Raw genomic sequence first — 17,518 nt, forward strand, 5'->3', positions numbered from 1 at the left:
CAAAATTAAAATGGGCTTTACTATCATACCGCTTTGTAAACAATGTGGATACCAAACGAAAGCAATTGCTGTTGGTGGCGGAAAATTAAATCATCTTACTCAATGTGGAGCGCCAGCTTTTAATATTGAATCTAATGAGATTGAACAGGTAAATCTTTATGATTGCACAAGTTCTGAAATAGTTAAACAAAGATTTCTTTATTTTTTTTATCGAAATGTCACTGTTGTTAAAACAGATGATAGATATATTCCATATTACGAACCTAAAATGTTCGTTGACGACAAGAAAATTGGAAGCCATAATTGGAGTGGTAAATATTATAAGAAAAGTAAAAATTTCTGCCCAAAGTGCAAATCATTTAATTTAGATTTTTTAAATGGAGGAGTTTATTTTGATTAGTTAGAAAAACTAAACGCCCAATCGTCACGCTGAATATGATAAAATAAACGCAGACACAATTTAAAATCTAGAATTATGGAAATAGCTCCTATAAAAACTGAAAACGATTACGATAAAGCACTGGAAAGATTGGAAGTGATTTTTGATGCTACTCCAAATTCTATTGAGGGTGATGAAGCTGAAATTTTGTCATTGTTAATAGAAAATTACGAAAACCAATTTTTTCCTATTGAAGCTCCAGATCCAATTCAAGCAATAAAAATAAGAATGGAAGAAATGATCCCTTGCAGGCGCGAGCAGAAATAAGCTCAACAGCTAGCGCGAGCATCTTGCTCGTGCCCACAAAGTAAATCAACAAAGCTACAACCTTAAAAAGTTGTAGTTTTTTGTTTTAGAAATAAATGATACTAGCAAACTGTTTTAGCGATTGGCTTGATAAAGTTATTAAACGCAATAAAGTTTTTTTGTATCTTTGATAAAAGCTATTTAAATCATAATCAGTATGAATGTTCAGTATATATCCGATAATTTAGGAAATAAGACAGCTGTTGTAATTGCTATAGAAGATTGGGAAATCATGAAAAAATGCTACCCTGATATTGAAAATCTAGAAGACGAATTTCCTAAATGTGATAAAGACATTGTTTTGAGTAGGCTAAATGATCCTCAAGCAACTATGGACGCTTTTGAAATGATTGACGATTTGGAAAAATAAAATATATATAGCTATGACACTACAATTTATTCACGATAAACAAGGGAATACAACAGGGGTTCATATTCCTATTGAAGAATGGCAAAAGCTGAAAACAAAGTATTCGGATTTGCAAGAGGAAGAAGCTCAAGACAGTTCTGAGTTAAGTTCGTGGCAAAAAAATATTCTTAACGAGCGTTTAGAAGATTATTACAAAAAACCTAATGATATAGTTGATTTTTATACTACACTTGACAAAATTAGAAAAGGAATATGAGTTATGGTTTTGTAAATTAACCCGCTGTAGCTTTTGATATTCAAGATATTGTTGATTACTACAAAAATATAAATCCCGAACTTGCCATTGCTTTTTTAGATAGGATTGACGAAGCTAAAAAACACATTGCCGATTTTCCCACTTCCTTTCAGATAAAATACAAGAATTTTAGAACGGTTCTATTAAAACAATTTCCGTATCATATTCATTACATTATAAACGATACTAAAAAGCAAATCGTTGTTTTAGCTGTGATTCACGCTTACAGAAATCCTAAAGATTACTCACTTAGAAAGTAAGAAAAAATTTAGAATTGTTTTTTTGCGATAAATTGCATTTGCAAATTTTCAAAATAGGCATTTCCATGTTTGTTTTGAAAATTTGTGTTTTGTAAAGGGTTATTTTGATTTTTGAATTTTGAAATTGACTTTTGATATTTGATTTTTGCCTTTTGACTAAGACCTCGGTTTACCAAGTCCTCTATCATAAAGCACAATACTCCCAGCAACAGAAACATTCAAACTTTTTTCGGATTTGAATTTTATTAGTGAATGGCATTTTTCTATGGCTGCTTTAGAAAGTCCGTTGTCTTCGGCGCCTAGTAGGTAAACACATCTTCTTGGGTGTTCAAAAGTTTCTAAATCTTCGGCTCTATCGTCTAACTCCACACCAACCAACCGTGCGCCTTTGGGTAGGTTTTTGAAGAAATCATCAAAATTGTCGTAATGAAAATACGGAATTGATTTTACGGCATTGTGCGTGTCGCAGGCTTGTTTGGCATAGCGATTTCCAATTGTGAAAATATAGCTGGCACCAAGGTTTTGTGCAGTTCTCCACAATACACCTAAGTTCTCTGGTGTTTTTCCGTTTTGTATTCCAATTCCGAAATATTCTGTTATAAAATTATCATTCATGCCGCAAAAATACAAACTGTTATTGGTCTAGTCAAGTTTTGTATTTGTTTAAACATGAATTTTTTGTTTGATACCATTTATATAATAGTCTATTGTTTTTTGTCCTATCGAGGAGTAATTTTTATTCTAAAAAAAGCAATATAAAATGACGTTATTTGAATGTTTGCACTTCTAATTCCCCTCTTGAGAGAGGCTAGGGGTGTGTTTTTTAGGTGTCTGTAATTTAGGTATTTAAATCAAAACGTCATAGGTAGCGCAGTCGAGATGCTGTTGTGGTTCTCGACTGCGCTCGAACTGACAATTAGACATGTTTTTAATCATAATTTGCATAAGAGTATTCGGAACTGTTTTTTTATGAAAATGATATTCCAATAAATTTAGTGTTGATTTCGGGTTTGCGTGAGGGATAGGAACTATCCGCCGCGGCGGAATGGATAGCCTGACAGCAGCAAGTAAAGGGGCTAAATATGGATCTGCAAAAGTCAACCCCTTTGCTTGGTGGTGGCACGCCCAAATTATCTTTTTGGTGGAAAATGTTTGAATCTTCATCTTTTTTATAGCAGTCACAAATTTTGAATAGTAAGGGATGTTCGTTTTTTTAGGGATTGCGTTGAAAATGCTATAGAAATTGACACTTATTGTTAATAACTTAAGCTGTTAAAAGCTGATTTTGGCTATGTTCTAATTTCAGTTTTTATATATTTGTTCGTTAGACAAAAAATAATACATTTTTAGAATAAAAAAACATGAGCGAAGAAATCAAGAAGGAAAATAATTATTCAGCAGATAGTATTCAGGCATTAGAAGGAATGGAGCACGTAAGGATGCGCCCTTCCATGTATATTGGAGATGTAGGAGTTCGTGGACTTCATCACTTGGTTTATGAGGTTGTAGATAACTCTATTGATGAGGCAATGGGAGGTCATTGTGATACCATTATAGTAGATATAAATGAAGATGGTTCAATTACAGTAGAAGATAATGGTCGTGGTATTCCGGTTGGAATGCACAAAAAAGAAGGAGTTTCGGCTCTGGAGGTAGTTATGACCAAAATTGGAGCTGGGGGTAAATTTGACAAAGACTCTTATAAAGTCTCTGGAGGATTACACGGTGTTGGGGTTTCGGTGGTAAATGCATTGTCAAACCATTTGAGAGCAACTGTTCATAGTAATGATGGTAAGATTTACGAACAAGAGTATGAAAAAGGAAAATCACTTTATCCAGTAAAACAAATTGGAGAAACGACTAAAAGAGGTACAATTGTAACTTTTTATCCAGATCCAACTATTTTCACTCAGACTACGGAGTATTCTTATGATACTTTGTCGGCTCGTATGCGTGAGTTGTCCTACTTGAATAAAGGAATTACAATTACTTTTACAGATAAAAGAGAATTAGATAAAGACGAAAATTTTGTTTCTGAAGTATTTCATTCTACAGAAGGACTAAAAGAATATATTCGTTACCTAGACGGGAACCGTGAGCCAATTATTGCTCATGTAATCTCTATGGATAATGATAAAGGAGAGATTCCTGTTGAAGTGGCATTGATATACAATACAAGTTATAGTGAGAATATTTTCTCCTATGTAAATAATATCAATACACACGAAGGGGGAACGCACTTGCAAGGTTTTAGAACGGGTCTTACGAGATCATTGAAGAAATATGCAGATGCTTCGGGAATGTTAGACAAATTGAAATTTGATATTTCAGGTGATGACTTCCGTGAGGGGTTGACAGCTATTATCTCTGTAAAAGTTGCAGAACCACAGTTTGAGGGGCAAACAAAAACCAAACTTGGAAATAGAGAAGTTGTTTCGCCAGTAAGTCAAGCGGTGGGTGATATGATTGAAGCATATTTGGAAGAAAATCCAAATGATGCTCGAATCATTGTTCAAAAAGTAATTTTGGCAGCTCAAGCACGTCATGCTGCTAAGAAAGCGCGTGAAATGGTACAGCGCAAAACCGTAATGGGTGGCGGTGGATTGCCAGGGAAATTGTCTGACTGTTCAGAACAAGATCCAGCAAAATGTGAAGTATATCTTGTCGAGGGAGACTCGGCAGGTGGAACGGCTAAGCAAGGTCGTGATCGTGCATTTCAAGCAATTTTGCCCTTACGTGGTAAGATTTTGAATGTTGAGAAAGCGATGCATCATAAGGTGTTTGAAAACGAGGAGATTCGGAATATATTTACTGCTCTTGGAGTTACAGTAGGTACTGCAGAGGATAGTAAAGCATTGAATATTGAGAAATTACGTTACCATAAAGTAATTATTATGTGTGATGCCGATGTCGATGGTAGTCATATCTCTACTTTAATTTTGACATTCTTCTTTAGATTTATGAAAGAATTGATTGAAGAAGGACATATATATATTGCTGCTCCACCTTTATATTTGGTGAAAAAAGGAAATAAAAAAGAATACGCTTGGAATGATTTACAACGTGATCAAGCTAATGAGAGAATGGGAGGAAGCGCAGCGATACAACGTTATAAAGGTCTTGGAGAGATGAATGCAGAACAGTTGTGGGAAACAACTATGGATCCTAACTTTAGAACATTACGTCAAGTAACAATTGATAGTTTAGCGGAAGCTGATAGAGTCTTTTCGATGTTAATGGGTGATGAAGTACCACCTCGTAGAGAGTTTATCGAAAAAAATGCAGTTTATGCTAATATTGATGCTTAATTTATTAAATTAGACCGACCATTAATAAAAATGGTCGGTTGTCTATTTTAATTAACAAATTAATTCAAAAAAAACATGAAGGTATCAATAATAGGAGCAGGAAACGTGGGTGCAACTTGTGCTGATGTAATCTCTTATAGAGGAATTGCAAGTGAAGTAGTATTGTTGGACATAAAAGAAGGTTTTGCTGAAGGTAAAGCTTTGGATATAATGCAATGTGCGACTAATACAGGATTTAACACAACGGTTTCCGGGGTGACTAATGATTATTCTAAAACAGCAAATAGTGATGTTGTTGTGGTAACTTCTGGAATTCCAAGGAAACCAGGAATGACCCGCGAGGAACTAATTGGAATTAACGCAGGAATTGTTAAATCTGTTGTTCATAGTGTATTAGAGTTTTCTCCTAATGCAATTTTTGTAATTGTGTCGAATCCAATGGATACGATGTGTTATTTAACATTAAAATCTACGGGATTACCTAAAAATAGAATTATTGGTATGGGAGGCGCGCTGGATAGTTCTCGTTTTAGAACCTATTTAGGGTTAGCGCTGGATAAACCAGTTAATGATATTTCGGCAATGGTGATTGGAGGTCATGGAGATACGACTATGATTCCTTTGACACGTTTAGCTTCTTATAATGGTATTCCTGTTACTCAGTTTCTATCAGATGAAGTTTTACAAAAAGTAGCTGCAGATACTATGGTGGGAGGAGCAACTCTAACAGGATTGTTAGGGACTTCAGCTTGGTATGCGCCAGGAGCTTCTGTTGCGTTTTTAGTAGATAGTATTTTGAACAATCAAAGAAAAATGATTGCTTGCTCAGTTTACGTGGAGGGCGAATATGGACAATCAGATATTTGTATAGGTGTTCCTTGTATTATTGGTAAAAATGGTGTGGAAGAAATTTTAGAGATTAAGTTAAATGATGATGAAAAAGCATTATTTGCTAAGAGCGCAATTGCTGTTAGGCAAATGAATGATGCTTTGAAATCAATATTAGGTTAATAAAAATGGCATATAAATGAAAAGACTGCACTTTTGCAGTCTTTTTTTTGAGATTAATTCGAAAATAAATTGGTTAGTCTGAACCATAATTATATATTTGCTCGGTTTAATAAAATAATACAATTCTTGGGTTTTGTTTTTTTGTTTTAAAAACATGATTAAGATTAGCATTTCAAGCACAAACAATAATAAAATAAATATAAAATAATTAATTTTCAGTAATAATGCAGAATAAAGGACTTATTAAATTTTTTGCAATTCTATTTGCATTGGTAAGTATTTACCAACTCTCGTTTACTTTTGTTTCGAGTAAAATTAAAAATGATGCTAAATCTTTTTCGGGAGGAGATCCTGACAAAGAATTGAGATATTTAGATTCAATTAGTAAAGAAAAAGTATTTAACTTAGGGTTTGCTAATTTTACTTTTGATGAAGTAAAAGACAAGCAAATAAATAAAGGTCTTGACTTAGAAGGTGGTATCAATGTGATATTACAAATTTCTGTGAAAGATATATTAAAAGGATTGTCTAACAATTCTAAAAATCCAGTTTTCAATAAGTCTTTAGCAGATGCAACGGCTAATCAAAAAGGGAATCAAACGTATATCGATGCTTTCTTTGAAGCTTTTGCTGCTAACTCTAAAGGAACAGTAAAATTAGCTTCGCCAGATATTTTTGCAAACCGTTCTTTGCAAGGTGAAGGTGGTGTTGATTTTCAAATGTCAGATTCTGATGTTCAAAAAGTAATCAAAAGAAAAGTTGACGAATCAGTTGAAAGTGCTTTTGGTGTTTTAAGAAAACGTATTGACAAATTTGGTGTAACACAACCAAACATCCAAAAATTAGGAGAATCAGGAAGAATCCTTGTGGAGCTTCCAGGTGCTAAAGATGTTGATAGAATTAAAAAATTGTTGCAAAGTACTGCGCAATTAGAGTTCTGGGAAACCTATAAAATTGATGAAATTGGTAACTTCTTGGTAGCTGCAAATGATGCTTTGAAGAAAACTGAAATCACTAAAGTTGAAACTAAAAAAGTAGTTAAAGATTCTTTAAGTGCATTATTAACAGATACGAAAGATTCATTGGCTACCAAACAAGGAAACAATCCTTTGTTTGATAAAATGTTATCTCAAGGTGGTGGACCGGTTTTAGGTTTATTTGCTCCTAAAGATACAGCTGTAGTTAATGGTTATTTGAAAAGATCAGATATTAGAGTTTTATTAGCTCCTGAATTTCGTTATGTGAAATTTGTTTGGGGAAAATCGACTCAAATAAAAGATGCTAAAGATAAAAGTGTAGAAGCAGTAGAATTATATGCCTTAAGAGGTAATAGAGATGATGTTGCTTCAATGAGTGGTGGTGTTGTAACTGGTGCAAATGCTTCTTTTGATCAGTTAGGAAAACCTTCTGTATCTATTGAGATGAATGGACAAGGAGCAAAGGTTTGGGAAGAATTAACAGGAAGAGCGTATACTCAAAAATCAAATATTGCTATTGTTTTAGATGATATTGTTTATTCTGCTCCGGGTGTTTCTACTGGGCCTATTGCAGGAGGAAGATCGGAGATTTCAGGAAGTTTTACTTTGGATGAATCTACGGATTTAGCTAATGTTTTAAGAGCAGGTAAATTACCCGCAGCAGCAGATATAGTACAGTCAGAAGTAGTAGGTCCATCCTTAGGACAAGAAGCTATTGATAATGGAACAACATCTGCGCTAGTAGGTTTACTTATTGTTTCATTATGGATGATGGTATATTATGGTAAAGCAGGATGGTATGCTAATATAGCATTAGCGGTTAACTTACTTTTCCTTTTCGGAGTTTTAGCAAGTTTAGGAGCTGTTTTAACATTGCCAGGTATTGCAGGTATCGTATTAACAATGGGTACGGCAGTTGATGCCAATATCATTATTTATGAAAGAGCAAAAGAAGAATTAAGAGCCGGAAAATCGCTTGAAGAAGCTATTAAAACGTCTTACAGTTGGAGGGGAGCAATGTCTTCTATTACAGATGCAAACGTTACTCATATTTTAACAGGTGCAGTATTATTTATTTTTGGTTCAGGACCTATTAAAGGATTTGCTACTACTTTGTTAATAGGTATTGCTACTTCATTATTTACTTCAATTTTTATTGCAAGAATCTTTTTGGATAGAAATTTAAGAACTAAAAGTGACTTAACATTTGTCACTAATTTCTCTAAGAAAATATTCAATAACTTCAATTTTGATTTCTTAGGAATGAAAAAATGGACATATATGTTCTCGGCAGTTGTTGTTGTGGTAAGTATTGTATCATTATCAACAAATGGTCTGGATCAAGGAGTTGATTTTGTAGGAGGTAGAACTTTTCAAATTCGTTTTGAAAAACCCGTTGAAGCTGAAGTAGTAAAAGGGGAATTGACTAAAGTATTTGGTAGTGCTGAAGCAAAAATATTTGGTAGTGATAATCAATTAAAGATTACTACGAAGTATAAAGTTAAAGAACATGGAATTCAAGCTGATGAAGAAGTAAATAAATTATTGTTTGAAACTTTAAAACATCATTATGCAGCTGATTTAACGTATGATAAGTTTATTAATGCTTATGATGGTAAGAAAGTAGGTATTTTACAAGCTTCAAAAGTTGGGCCTTCTGTTGCTGAAGATATTAAAACAAATGCTTACTGGGCTGTTCTTGGGGCTATGTTATTGGTGTTTTTATACTTAATGATTAGTTTTAGAAAATGGCAATATAGTTTAGGAGCTATCACAGCTGTTGCTCACGATGTTATTTTTGTTTTGGGGATCTATTCATTATGTTATAAGTTCATGCCTTTTGGTATGGAAATTGACCAACACTTTATTGCTGCAATCTTAACGGTAATTGGATATTCTATGAATGATACAGTTATTGTATTTGACAGAGTACGTGAATTCTTAGCAGGTAAAACAAAAGGTAATTTTGCTGAAATTGTAAATCAATCTATTAATACAACTATGTCAAGAACGATTAATACTTCATTAACTATGATTGTGGTATTGTTGATTATGTTTGTTTTTGGTGGTGAATCAATTAGAGGATTTATTTTCGCAATGCTTGTGGGTATTGTAGTTGGAACTTATTCATCTTTGTTTATTGCGACTCCAGTATTAGTTGATACTATTTCTAGAGAAGATAAAAAGAATGTTGAAAAACAACACGAAGAAAGTTAATCTACTTTATATACAAATCAAAAAGACCTAGCTTACAGGAGGGCACTGAAAAACCTCGCTTATTTCGATTTGTGTTATTTTTCAAAGATTAAAAAAACGCTTATAACAGGATTTCAAACATCCGTTATAAGCGTTTTAAATTTTACAACTGTTTTTATTTTAGATTTTAGGAGTCTATTTTTTGGCTTAAAATGAGTGTATTTTAGACAATACGCAAGTAGAACGCATTTCCTACATTAGTTTTATGATTCTTTTTAAATTTACTGTAAAAATAGCCATTGCTCCTTGCATTTGCATATTGTTTATGCCATAAGATATCGCTCTGTCAAAACCATGTGCATTTTTTAACTCACTATTCTTCGCTTCTATTTTGTATCGGTGCTTTGCTTTTTCTTTGTAATAGTCTGTTTCTTGAAAGGATATTTGCTCTTGATATAAATCTGATTTTATGGATACCGAATATGTTTTTGTTTTTGCTCCCTCTTTATAACAGCCTTCTGTTAAAGGACATGATTTACATTTTTCAACATCAAAATAGTAAGTGTCGACTTGATTTTCCCCGATATCTTTGGTTCCACCTCGTGCTTTTCGTATTGCCATATGACCCGCAGGACATACAAACCTATCGGCATCTTTATTGTAATCAAATTTATCCTCGTCTTTTCTAAATCCTTGTGTTATGGATGGGTTTAGTCTGGCCACTACTTTAATATTTTGCTCACTTGTGATTTTAAGATTTTCTTTCCCCGAATAGGCACCATCGCCAATAATAGTATCTACCTCAATTCCATTTTCTTGACTAATTTCTAAGAGTTTTGGCAACTCCGGTCCATCTCCTTTTTCTCCCGATGTTACTACGGCTGCTGTTATGATGCGCTCTTCGGTCATAGCTAAATGAGTCTTGTAGCCAAAGAAAGAACTCTCGGCAGATTTATGCCCAGTTTTGGCATCGGTATCTTTTGATAAAATTAAATTTTCTTGTGTATCTTCTTTGTCTTTTTTGATTTTAAATCGAGTAGGGTCTTTTACGGCCGGTATCAAACTCACCGAAGGATCTTCTTCTAGTCTTTTCTCTAACTCTTTGCTATAAGCCAACTCCTTTTCTAAATCATTCTCGTTGTTCTTCTCTGGCATACGTTCTTTCCATTGTTCATCAAATGAATAAACCACTTTACGAAGTTGTTTGGAACGTTCTCTCAGTACGTCTATAGCTAAAAATGGATTTGACCTTGATAAAGTATGTGTGGCATCAACTATTATAGATTTAGAACGAATAACACCTTTTTCAATGGCTAAGGCTACCGTTTTGTTAATCAATAAATTCAATAAATCGGTGTCTTTTAAGCGGAGTTTTCTAAATTTTGTCAATGAACTTGGGTTGATAACATCGGCTTCGGGTGTCATATCCAAAAAATATTTAAAGGACATGTCAAAACGAGAGCGATCAACAACATCAACATCCGAGACCGTATAAATCGTTTTCAAAAGTAGATATTTGAACATACGAATAGGACTTTCTGCCATACGACCATTATTTACACAATAGGTATGTATAAGTTCATCGGTGATAAATGAAAAATCAATTAATTCATTGATTTTTCGAAGAAGATTATCTTTAGGAATGATTAAATCATATAACGAGGAATGCTCGCTGAACTGAATTTGTTGTTGCTGAACTAACATCTAAAAAGCCTTATAATTACAGTTAAATATAACCAAAAAGGAGCAGTAAATAAAATTTTACTGCTCCTTTTTTATGCTGATTTTTTGTAAATGACTTTTTCAGTGCCCTCGCTTACAGTTAGGTCTTTTTTTTTGTACCATTTTTAAATGTTTTGGGAATTACAGTAACTCTTTGAGTTGTCAATTTTAATTAAATAAAACGAATTACGTTAAAAATAAAATACTGCCTTTATAAATGTATTTTGGAAGTTTAGTTGTTTTTTTGTCAGTCAAAAAAAAAACACTCTTTTACGAATTAGAATTATAAAATTGTATTATTTTAATTTAGCAAATTTACTAATGCAGGATTTAATACTAAAAATATTTAATTTAGGTTTTTTATAAGAGTTATAATTTTTGAAAACATACTTTACTGTTTTAATAGCTATTAAATGTTGTTATTAGTCGGTTTTAATTTTTTAACAATTTCAAATTTTATATATTTACTAAATGTTGAAATAATGAGATTCTTCACTCAAGTTCAATTTTAAATTTTTAACAATGAAAAAATTTATAAAGTCATCTACTCTTCTTTATATAGTTGTGTGTTTTTTGAATGCAAGTCTGTTCGCTACTACATTTAGTAATAGTCTTGTTGTAACAACAAGCATAGGGTTCAAGGCTGATAAAAGTTTGTTTTTTGCTCCACCTGCGGCTCCAATAGTGCAATCACCAATTTATTATTGTCAAAATAGTCCCGCTAGCCCATTGACTGCTACTGCTGATCCTGGAAATACATTGTTCTGGTATGGTACTGCTGCAACAGGAGGTACTCCATCAATTACAGCTCCAACACCTTCCACCAATTCAGTTGGTTCTACAACTTATTACGTAAGTCAAACAGACGGAAGTACTGTCAGTCCAAGAGCACAAATAGTAGTTAATGTTGTTGCTAATAATGGAGCTGTAATTTTAAATTATAGATGTGATCCGTCTCAAGTTTTAGCTCCTGATAAGGCTTCATCAGTTATGTTTGATTGGTCTAACAATCCCTTGATATCTAATACATATAATTATACTTATACTATTCAAGGTGGATCGCCAGTTTCTGGAACAACAAATGTTTCGCATCAACAAGTTTTTGGAATGTTACCTGGACAAAGTGCAACAATGACTTTGTCATCGGCAACTCATCCTTGTGTTCCGCCTCAAACTATAACTTGTACGGTTCCTTGTGGTACAGCTACAACTAACCCAAATTTTGCACCGATTCCTCCATTTTGTACAGGTTCACCTGCCCCAATCTTAGGGCCTACTTCCCCTAATGGTATTTCAGGAACTTGGGCACCAGCCGTTGTGAGTAACACGGCAAGTGGAAATTATGTGTTCACACCTGACCCTTTTTTACACCCTTGTGCTACAACACAAACGTTAAGTGTTACAGTAAAACCGTTAGTAACCATGTCTTTTACATCGATTCCAGCAAACGTGTGCCAAGGATCAACTTATAGTTTACCTACAAGTTCCAATAATACGCCACCAATAACAGGAACTTGGAGTCCATCGACTGTTGATACTTCAACATTAGGTTCTACGTCTTATACTTTTACATCTAACCCAGGACAATGTACATCTGCTTCAACGTATTCAACTACAATAACAGTAATACCTAATAATGTTACTCCAACATTTAATGCAGTCGGACCAATATGTTCTGGTGACCCACTAGCGCCATTGCCTACAGTATCTAATGAAGGAATAACAGGTAGTTGGTCTCCGGGGATTAGCAATACGGCTACCACCACCTATACTTTTACACCTAATGCAGGTCAGTGTGCTTTAAATACGACGATGACTGTTACTGTTAATTCTAAAGTAACCCCAACATTTAATGCCGTAGCACCAATTTGTTCTGGAGACGCATTAGCACCTTTACCTACTTTTTCAAATAATGGATATTCAGGAAGTTGGTCGCCTATTTTAGATAATACAAAGACAACTACTTATACATTTACTCCTACTGCGGGACAATGTGCGAATAATGCTACTTTGACAGTAACGGTAAATGCAATAATAGTACCTGTGTTTAGCTTAGTGCCTTCAGTAATTTGTGAAAATTCAGGAGATCTTGTTTTACCTACGAATTCTGAAAATACTCCCCCAATTACAGGGACTTGGAGCCCTGCTTTTGTAGATAGTTCGGTTTTAGGAACTGTTAATTATGTGTTTACGCCAGATGGTGGGCAATGTGCTAGTAGTAAAACGCTTCCAATTACGGTGAAAGAATCGAATACTTTGATAGATTTCCAGTGGACAGTCACTGATGCTTTTGTAGAAAATCAAGTCGTAACGATAAATGCTACTGCTGCGGGGGAATATGTATATCAATTTGATTTTGGTCCTTTTCAATCGAGTCCAATTTTTGAAAATGTACCTTATGGACTTCATTCCGTAACGGTAAAAGACCCTGTGGGTTGTAGTGCTCCAATAACTAAATCAAATATTCTAGTTGTTGATTTTCCAAGGTTTTTCACACCAAATGGTGACGGTTTTAATGATTCTTGGAATATAGAAACTCTGAAAGATGATGTAAATGCTAGAATTCACATTTTTGATCGTTATGGAAAATTTTTAGTTGAAATAAAACCTAATTCAGTAGGATGGAGTGGCTATTACAATGGGCACCCAATGCCTGCAACTGATTATTGGTTTACTATTGATTATGTAGAGGCTAATGTTGTTAAAAAGTTTAAATCTCATTTTTCCTTAAAACGCTAGTTTAGTAATCAAAAATAGGAATTGAATCAAAGTATTTTAGTTTAATGATTTACTTATAGAAAAAGAGGGATGATACAATATTGTATCATCCCTCTTTTTCTATTGTTATAGGTTTTTTTTCTATAATTTGATTGGCTTTTCGGCTGTAAAGATAAAATACAAACCAATTAGTATAAATGGAATACTTAACCATTGCCCTGTAGAAAATAAACCTAATGAACTTTCAAAACCACCTTGACTTTCTTTAACATACTCAACAATAAAGCGAATAGTCCATAAGGCAACTAAAAATAGCCCAAATAAATAGCCTGATTTTAACCTCGTGTCCGTTTTCCAGTATAAAAACAACAATAAAGCAAATACAAATACATAGCAAAAGGATTCATATAATTGAGCTGGATGTTTTAATGGAACTTGATCTAATAACATCGAATATTGAGGGTTGTTTGCAATCGCATGATATGCCTCTGTAGGATTTGAAATATTTGTTAAAGAGACGGCTTCTCTAGGTGAGAATTGGTCTCTTATAAATTGAATTCCAAATATTGAATCAGTTTTTTTACCAACGATTTCAGAGTTAAAGAAATTCCCTAAGCGTACAAATATAGCACCACTTGCAACAGCAATTACTACACGGTCTAATATCCATAACAAGGGTCTTTTAAGTACTTTTTTACTGTAAAAATACATGGCAACTATAATCGATATTGCTGCACCGTGACTCGCTAAACCTTGGTATCCAGTAAATTCAAATGAGGGCGTAAATCGAAAAGGAAGAAAGATTTCTAGTAAATGATTGCGGAAATATTCCCAATCATAAAAGAGAACATGTCCCAGTCGTGCTCCTAATAAAGTAGCTAATACAGTCCAAACGAATAAAGAATCTAGTTTTTCTATGGACTCATTTTCACGATCAAAAATATTTTTCATGATGTACCACCCTAATCCAAAAGCAATTACAAACATGAGGCTGTAAAAACGTATCACGAAAAATCCTAAATCAATACCTTCTGAAGGGTTCCATACAATGTTTAATACGTGTGTCATTATGTAAATTTTGGTGTAAAAATACTGTTTTTGTTTTGAGTTTCAATATTAAATTGAAGTTATGAAGAGGTATTAAGAACAGTTTAACAGTCTTAATTGGTGTTAATTTAATTGTTGTTTTTCTTAGGCGGTACAGGATCATAACCTGTTTTACTCCATGGGTGACAGCTTAAAATACGTCTTAATCCTAAATATCCACCATAAAGTAATCCATGTGTTTGTAGTGCCTCAATCATATAAGAGGAACAAGTAGGTTCAAAACGGCAAGCAGCAGGTGTAAATGGAGAAATGGCTGACTGATAAAATCGAACAAGAAATATAAAAGGAGTTGTTAATTTCATTATAAGAGGATTGTATCATTAAATGAAAAAGGTCCAATTGCTAAAACAATTGAACCTAATTAATTATATAGTGAAGCTTGTGCCTTCTTTGCTATCTTTTAGTTGAATTCCGACTGCAAGTAATTGATCTCGTATTTGATCAGATAAAGTAAAATTCTTGTCTGCACGCGCTTGATTACGCATTTCTATAAGAAGTTTAACGGTACCTTCTAATTTTTCATTTTGACTGTTCGAAACTTTTTCGTTTTCCAAGCCTAAAACATCAAAAACGAATGCATTCATTACCGTTGATAAACTTGATAAATCTTCGACAGTTACTGTTTCTTTTCTGTCTTTTAATAAATTAATATAACGAACTCCTTCAAATAATTGTGCAATTAATATTGGAGAATTAAAATCATCATTCATAGCGTCATAACACAACTGTTTCCATTCGGAAATAGCTAGTGTACTTTTAGGGCTAGGCGAAATTTGTTTAAGCCCGTCAATAGATTCCATCAATCGTTTGTATCCTTTTTCAGCTGCTACAATCGCATCATCAGAAAAATCAAGTATACTACGATAATGTGCTTGAAGCATAAAAAAACGTGCTACAGATGCCGGAAAAGGTTTGCTTAGAATATCATTTTTACCAGAAAGAATTTCTCCAGGTAAAATATTATTCCCTGTTGATTTAGCCATTTTTTTACCGTTTAAGGTCAGCATATTGGCGTGTAACCAGTAATTTACAGGCGTTTGTCCTGTACAAGCTTCGTTTTGTGCAATTTCACATTCGTGATGCGGGAATTTTAAGTCCATTCCGCCACCGTGAATATCAAAATGATTACCAAGGTACTTGGTACTCATAGCCGTACATTCTAAATGCCAACCAGGGAAGCCTTCACCCCAAGGAGATGGCCAACGCATAATATGTTGTGGTTCTGCTTTCTTCCATAGAGCAAAATCTTGTGGGTTTCTTTTGTCTGATTGCCCGTCTAAATCTCGAGTGTTGGCAAGCATATCCTCAATATTTCGTCCACTTAGGATACCGTAATTGTGGTTTTTGTTATATTTTACCACATCAAAATAAATCGATCCGTTAGCTTCGTAACCGATTCCAGAATCAATTATTTTTTTGATAATTTCAATTTGTTCAATGATATGTCCTGTAGCTGTCGGTTCAATACTAGGAGGTAGGAAATTGAAAGCTTTTAAAATCTCATGAAAATCTACAGTGTAGCGTTGTACAACTTCCATTGGTTCAAGTTGCTCCAATCGTGCTTTTTTGGCAATTTTATCCTCTCCTTCATCAGCGTCATCTACCATGTGTCCCACATCAGTAATATTACGTACATAACGTACTTTGTATCCGACATGCTGTAAATAACGAAAAATGATATCAAACGACATGAAAGTACGCAAATTACCCAAGTGTACATTACTGTAAACTGTAGGGCCACAAACATACATTCCTACGTTTCCTTCATGAATAGGAATAAAAGCCTCTTTCTCTCCAGATAGAGAATTGTATAATTTTATGTTTTGAGTACGATATAAAGGCATTTTTATATTTTTTTGGAGCTTTATCCTGATTTTTTTATTTCAATCTTTTTTAATTTCTAGCCTCTAAAAAGCTCAGACTAGAAATTAAAAAGGATTTCCACTTCAAATGTAATTCACTGAACTCATATAAAAAAATATAAAAGTTATGAAGTAATCAGGGCTATGGATTTAGTGGGGCAATTAAAATTTAGTTTCTAATTTGATGTAATCTAAAAATTCACGTCTAGTTTGTTCTTCTTTAAACTTACCACCAAATTCAGAAGTCACAGTGCTACTCTCAATATCTTTAATACCACGAGAATTTACGCAAAGGTGTTTAGCGTCAATCACACAAGCAACATCTTCAGTTCCAAGTGCGTTTTGAAGTTCTTGTACAATTTGCATCGTTAAACGTTCTTGTACTTGTGGTCTTTTTGCATAATGCTCCACAATACGATTCATTTTAGACAACCCAATCACTGTACCTTTAGAAATATAAGCCACATGTGCTCTTCCAATGATAGGTAGTAAATGGTGTTCGCAAGTAGAGTAGAGTGTAATGTTTTTTTCTACCAACATTTCACCATACTTATAGTTGTTGTCAAAAGTTGAAGCTTTTGGTTTTTTGTTTGGATTTAATCCACCAAAAATTTCTTTAACAAACATCTTAGCCACACGATTTGGTGTTCCTTTGATGCTGTCATCCGTCAAATCCATTCCTAGTGTTTGTAGAATGCTTTCAACATCTTTCTTTATCAATTCAATCTTTTCATCGTCACTTAGGTCAAAAGCGTCTTCTCGGACAGGGTTTTTTGCACATGAACCAATATGATTATCTCCTATTTCATCATGTAATTCTTCATTTTGTATCATCAAATTCTTCTATTATAAAAGAGGTTATTTTTAAGTTGGCAAAGTTAATTAATAATTATGAAACTATGTAATTCGACAAAAGTTAAATAAAATATTTTCTAGGTAAAAAAATA

The 17,518-nt window shown here is 33.7% G+C and carries 14 protein-coding genes and 1 pseudogene; 9 read left to right on the plus strand and 6 right to left on the minus strand.

Annotated elements, in window-relative coordinates; translation table 11 throughout:
• Window positions 1-10: 10 nt before the first annotated feature.
• From ABZP37_RS10475 to ABZP37_RS10495, 5 genes and pseudogenes are all read left to right on the plus strand, one after another.
• Window positions 11-400 (plus strand): hypothetical protein, encoded by a 390-nt coding sequence (locus ABZP37_RS10475; protein ID WP_366182814.1) that lies wholly within the window; start codon window positions 11-13, stop codon window positions 398-400.
• Window positions 401-475: 75 nt separating this feature from the next.
• Window positions 476-679: pseudogene (locus ABZP37_RS10480) on the plus strand (transcriptional regulator); the annotation flags it as partial.
• Between the two features lie 223 nt (window positions 680-902).
• The gene (locus ABZP37_RS10485; RefSeq protein ID WP_366182815.1) at window positions 903-1,115 is read left to right on the plus strand and encodes an addiction module component CHP02574 family protein; all 213 of its coding nucleotides are present in this window, start codon (window positions 903-905) and stop codon (window positions 1,113-1,115) included.
• A gap of 13 nt (window positions 1,116-1,128) precedes the next feature.
• Window positions 1,129-1,371: a hypothetical protein gene (locus ABZP37_RS10490; protein ID WP_366182816.1), complete on the plus strand. Its 243-nt coding sequence runs from the start codon at window positions 1,129-1,131 to the stop codon at window positions 1,369-1,371.
• A 47-nt stretch (window positions 1,372-1,418) separates the two neighbouring features.
• The gene (locus ABZP37_RS10495; RefSeq protein ID WP_366187523.1) at window positions 1,419-1,670 is read left to right on the plus strand and encodes a type II toxin-antitoxin system RelE/ParE family toxin; all 252 of its coding nucleotides are present in this window, start codon (window positions 1,419-1,421) and stop codon (window positions 1,668-1,670) included.
• A gap of 156 nt (window positions 1,671-1,826) precedes the next feature.
• Here ABZP37_RS10495 and ABZP37_RS10500 read toward each other — a convergent pair whose 3' ends face one another.
• Complete coding sequence (locus ABZP37_RS10500) at window positions 1,827-2,285, minus strand: RNA methyltransferase (RefSeq protein WP_366182818.1); 459 nt, start codon at window positions 2,283-2,285, stop codon at window positions 1,827-1,829.
• A gap of 746 nt (window positions 2,286-3,031) precedes the next feature.
• On the opposite strand from ABZP37_RS10500, the gene gyrB reads away from it, so the two are divergent.
• From gyrB to secDF, 3 genes are all read left to right on the plus strand, one after another.
• The gene (gene gyrB, locus ABZP37_RS10505; RefSeq protein ID WP_366182820.1) at window positions 3,032-4,978 is read left to right on the plus strand and encodes a DNA topoisomerase (ATP-hydrolyzing) subunit B; all 1,947 of its coding nucleotides are present in this window, start codon (window positions 3,032-3,034) and stop codon (window positions 4,976-4,978) included.
• 75 nt (window positions 4,979-5,053) lie between these two features.
• The gene (locus ABZP37_RS10510) at window positions 5,054-5,989 is read left to right on the plus strand and encodes a malate dehydrogenase (RefSeq protein ID WP_366182821.1); all 936 of its coding nucleotides are present in this window, start codon (window positions 5,054-5,056) and stop codon (window positions 5,987-5,989) included.
• 224 nt (window positions 5,990-6,213) lie between these two features.
• Entirely contained in the window at window positions 6,214-9,183 is a 2,970-nt protein-coding gene (secDF, locus tag ABZP37_RS10515) for a protein translocase subunit SecDF (protein WP_366182823.1), read from the plus strand.
• A 231-nt stretch (window positions 9,184-9,414) separates the two neighbouring features.
• Here the strand turns inward: secDF and ABZP37_RS10520 are convergent, their stop codons facing one another.
• On the minus strand, window positions 9,415-10,866 hold the full coding sequence (locus tag ABZP37_RS10520) for an IS1182 family transposase (RefSeq protein ID WP_366182825.1): 1,452 nt from the start codon (window positions 10,864-10,866) through the stop codon (window positions 9,415-9,417).
• A gap of 540 nt (window positions 10,867-11,406) precedes the next feature.
• Between ABZP37_RS10520 and ABZP37_RS10525 the strand changes: the two genes are divergently transcribed.
• Complete coding sequence (locus ABZP37_RS10525) at window positions 11,407-13,623, plus strand: T9SS type B sorting domain-containing protein (protein WP_366182826.1); 2,217 nt, start codon at window positions 11,407-11,409, stop codon at window positions 13,621-13,623.
• A 120-nt stretch (window positions 13,624-13,743) separates the two neighbouring features.
• Here the strand turns inward: ABZP37_RS10525 and lgt are convergent, their stop codons facing one another.
• From lgt to folE, 4 genes are all read right to left on the minus strand, one after another.
• Entirely contained in the window at window positions 13,744-14,670 is a 927-nt protein-coding gene (gene lgt, locus ABZP37_RS10530; protein WP_366182828.1) for a prolipoprotein diacylglyceryl transferase, read from the minus strand.
• A 107-nt stretch (window positions 14,671-14,777) separates the two neighbouring features.
• On the minus strand, window positions 14,778-15,011 hold the full coding sequence (gene yidD, locus ABZP37_RS10535) for a membrane protein insertion efficiency factor YidD (RefSeq protein ID WP_366182830.1): 234 nt from the start codon (window positions 15,009-15,011) through the stop codon (window positions 14,778-14,780).
• A gap of 63 nt (window positions 15,012-15,074) precedes the next feature.
• On the minus strand, window positions 15,075-16,553 hold the full coding sequence (cysS, locus tag ABZP37_RS10540) for a cysteine--tRNA ligase (protein ID WP_366182831.1): 1,479 nt from the start codon (window positions 16,551-16,553) through the stop codon (window positions 15,075-15,077).
• 180 nt (window positions 16,554-16,733) lie between these two features.
• Window positions 16,734-17,405, minus strand: a complete 672-nt coding sequence (gene folE, locus ABZP37_RS10545) for a GTP cyclohydrolase I FolE (protein WP_366182833.1) — start codon at window positions 17,403-17,405, stop codon at window positions 16,734-16,736.
• Window positions 17,406-17,518: the final 113 nt, after the last annotated feature.

The sequence above is a fragment of the Flavobacterium ovatum genome, assembly GCF_040703125.1.
Lineage (GTDB): Bacteria > Bacteroidota > Bacteroidia > Flavobacteriales > Flavobacteriaceae > Flavobacterium > Flavobacterium ovatum.

What these genes read in the sequence shown, in the direction of transcription:
- secDF (WP_366182823.1), top strand. Translation starts at nt 6,214, where the DNA reads ATGCAGAATAAAGGACTTATTAAATTTTTTGCAATTCTATTTGCATTG.
- ABZP37_RS10475 (WP_366182814.1), top strand. Translation starts at nt 11, where the DNA reads ATGGGCTTTACTATCATACCGCTTTGTAAACAATGTGGATACCAAACG.
- ABZP37_RS10525 (WP_366182826.1), top strand. Translation starts at nt 11,407, where the DNA reads ATGAAAAAATTTATAAAGTCATCTACTCTTCTTTATATAGTTGTGTGT.
- yidD (WP_366182830.1), bottom strand. Translation starts at nt 15,011, where the DNA reads ATGAAATTAACAACTCCTTTTATATTTCTTGTTCGATTTTATCAGTCA.
- ABZP37_RS10520 (WP_366182825.1), bottom strand. Translation starts at nt 10,866, where the DNA reads ATGTTAGTTCAGCAACAACAAATTCAGTTCAGCGAGCATTCCTCGTTA.
- ABZP37_RS10485 (WP_366182815.1), top strand. Translation starts at nt 903, where the DNA reads ATGAATGTTCAGTATATATCCGATAATTTAGGAAATAAGACAGCTGTT.
- folE (WP_366182833.1), bottom strand. Translation starts at nt 17,405, where the DNA reads ATGATACAAAATGAAGAATTACATGATGAAATAGGAGATAATCATATT.
- ABZP37_RS10490 (WP_366182816.1), top strand. Translation starts at nt 1,129, where the DNA reads ATGACACTACAATTTATTCACGATAAACAAGGGAATACAACAGGGGTT.
- ABZP37_RS10510 (WP_366182821.1), top strand. Translation starts at nt 5,054, where the DNA reads ATGAAGGTATCAATAATAGGAGCAGGAAACGTGGGTGCAACTTGTGCT.
- lgt (WP_366182828.1), bottom strand. Translation starts at nt 14,670, where the DNA reads ATGACACACGTATTAAACATTGTATGGAACCCTTCAGAAGGTATTGAT.
- ABZP37_RS10500 (WP_366182818.1), bottom strand. Translation starts at nt 2,285, where the DNA reads ATGAATGATAATTTTATAACAGAATATTTCGGAATTGGAATACAAAAC.
- gyrB (WP_366182820.1), top strand. Translation starts at nt 3,032, where the DNA reads ATGAGCGAAGAAATCAAGAAGGAAAATAATTATTCAGCAGATAGTATT.
- cysS (WP_366182831.1), bottom strand. Translation starts at nt 16,553, where the DNA reads ATGCCTTTATATCGTACTCAAAACATAAAATTATACAATTCTCTATCT.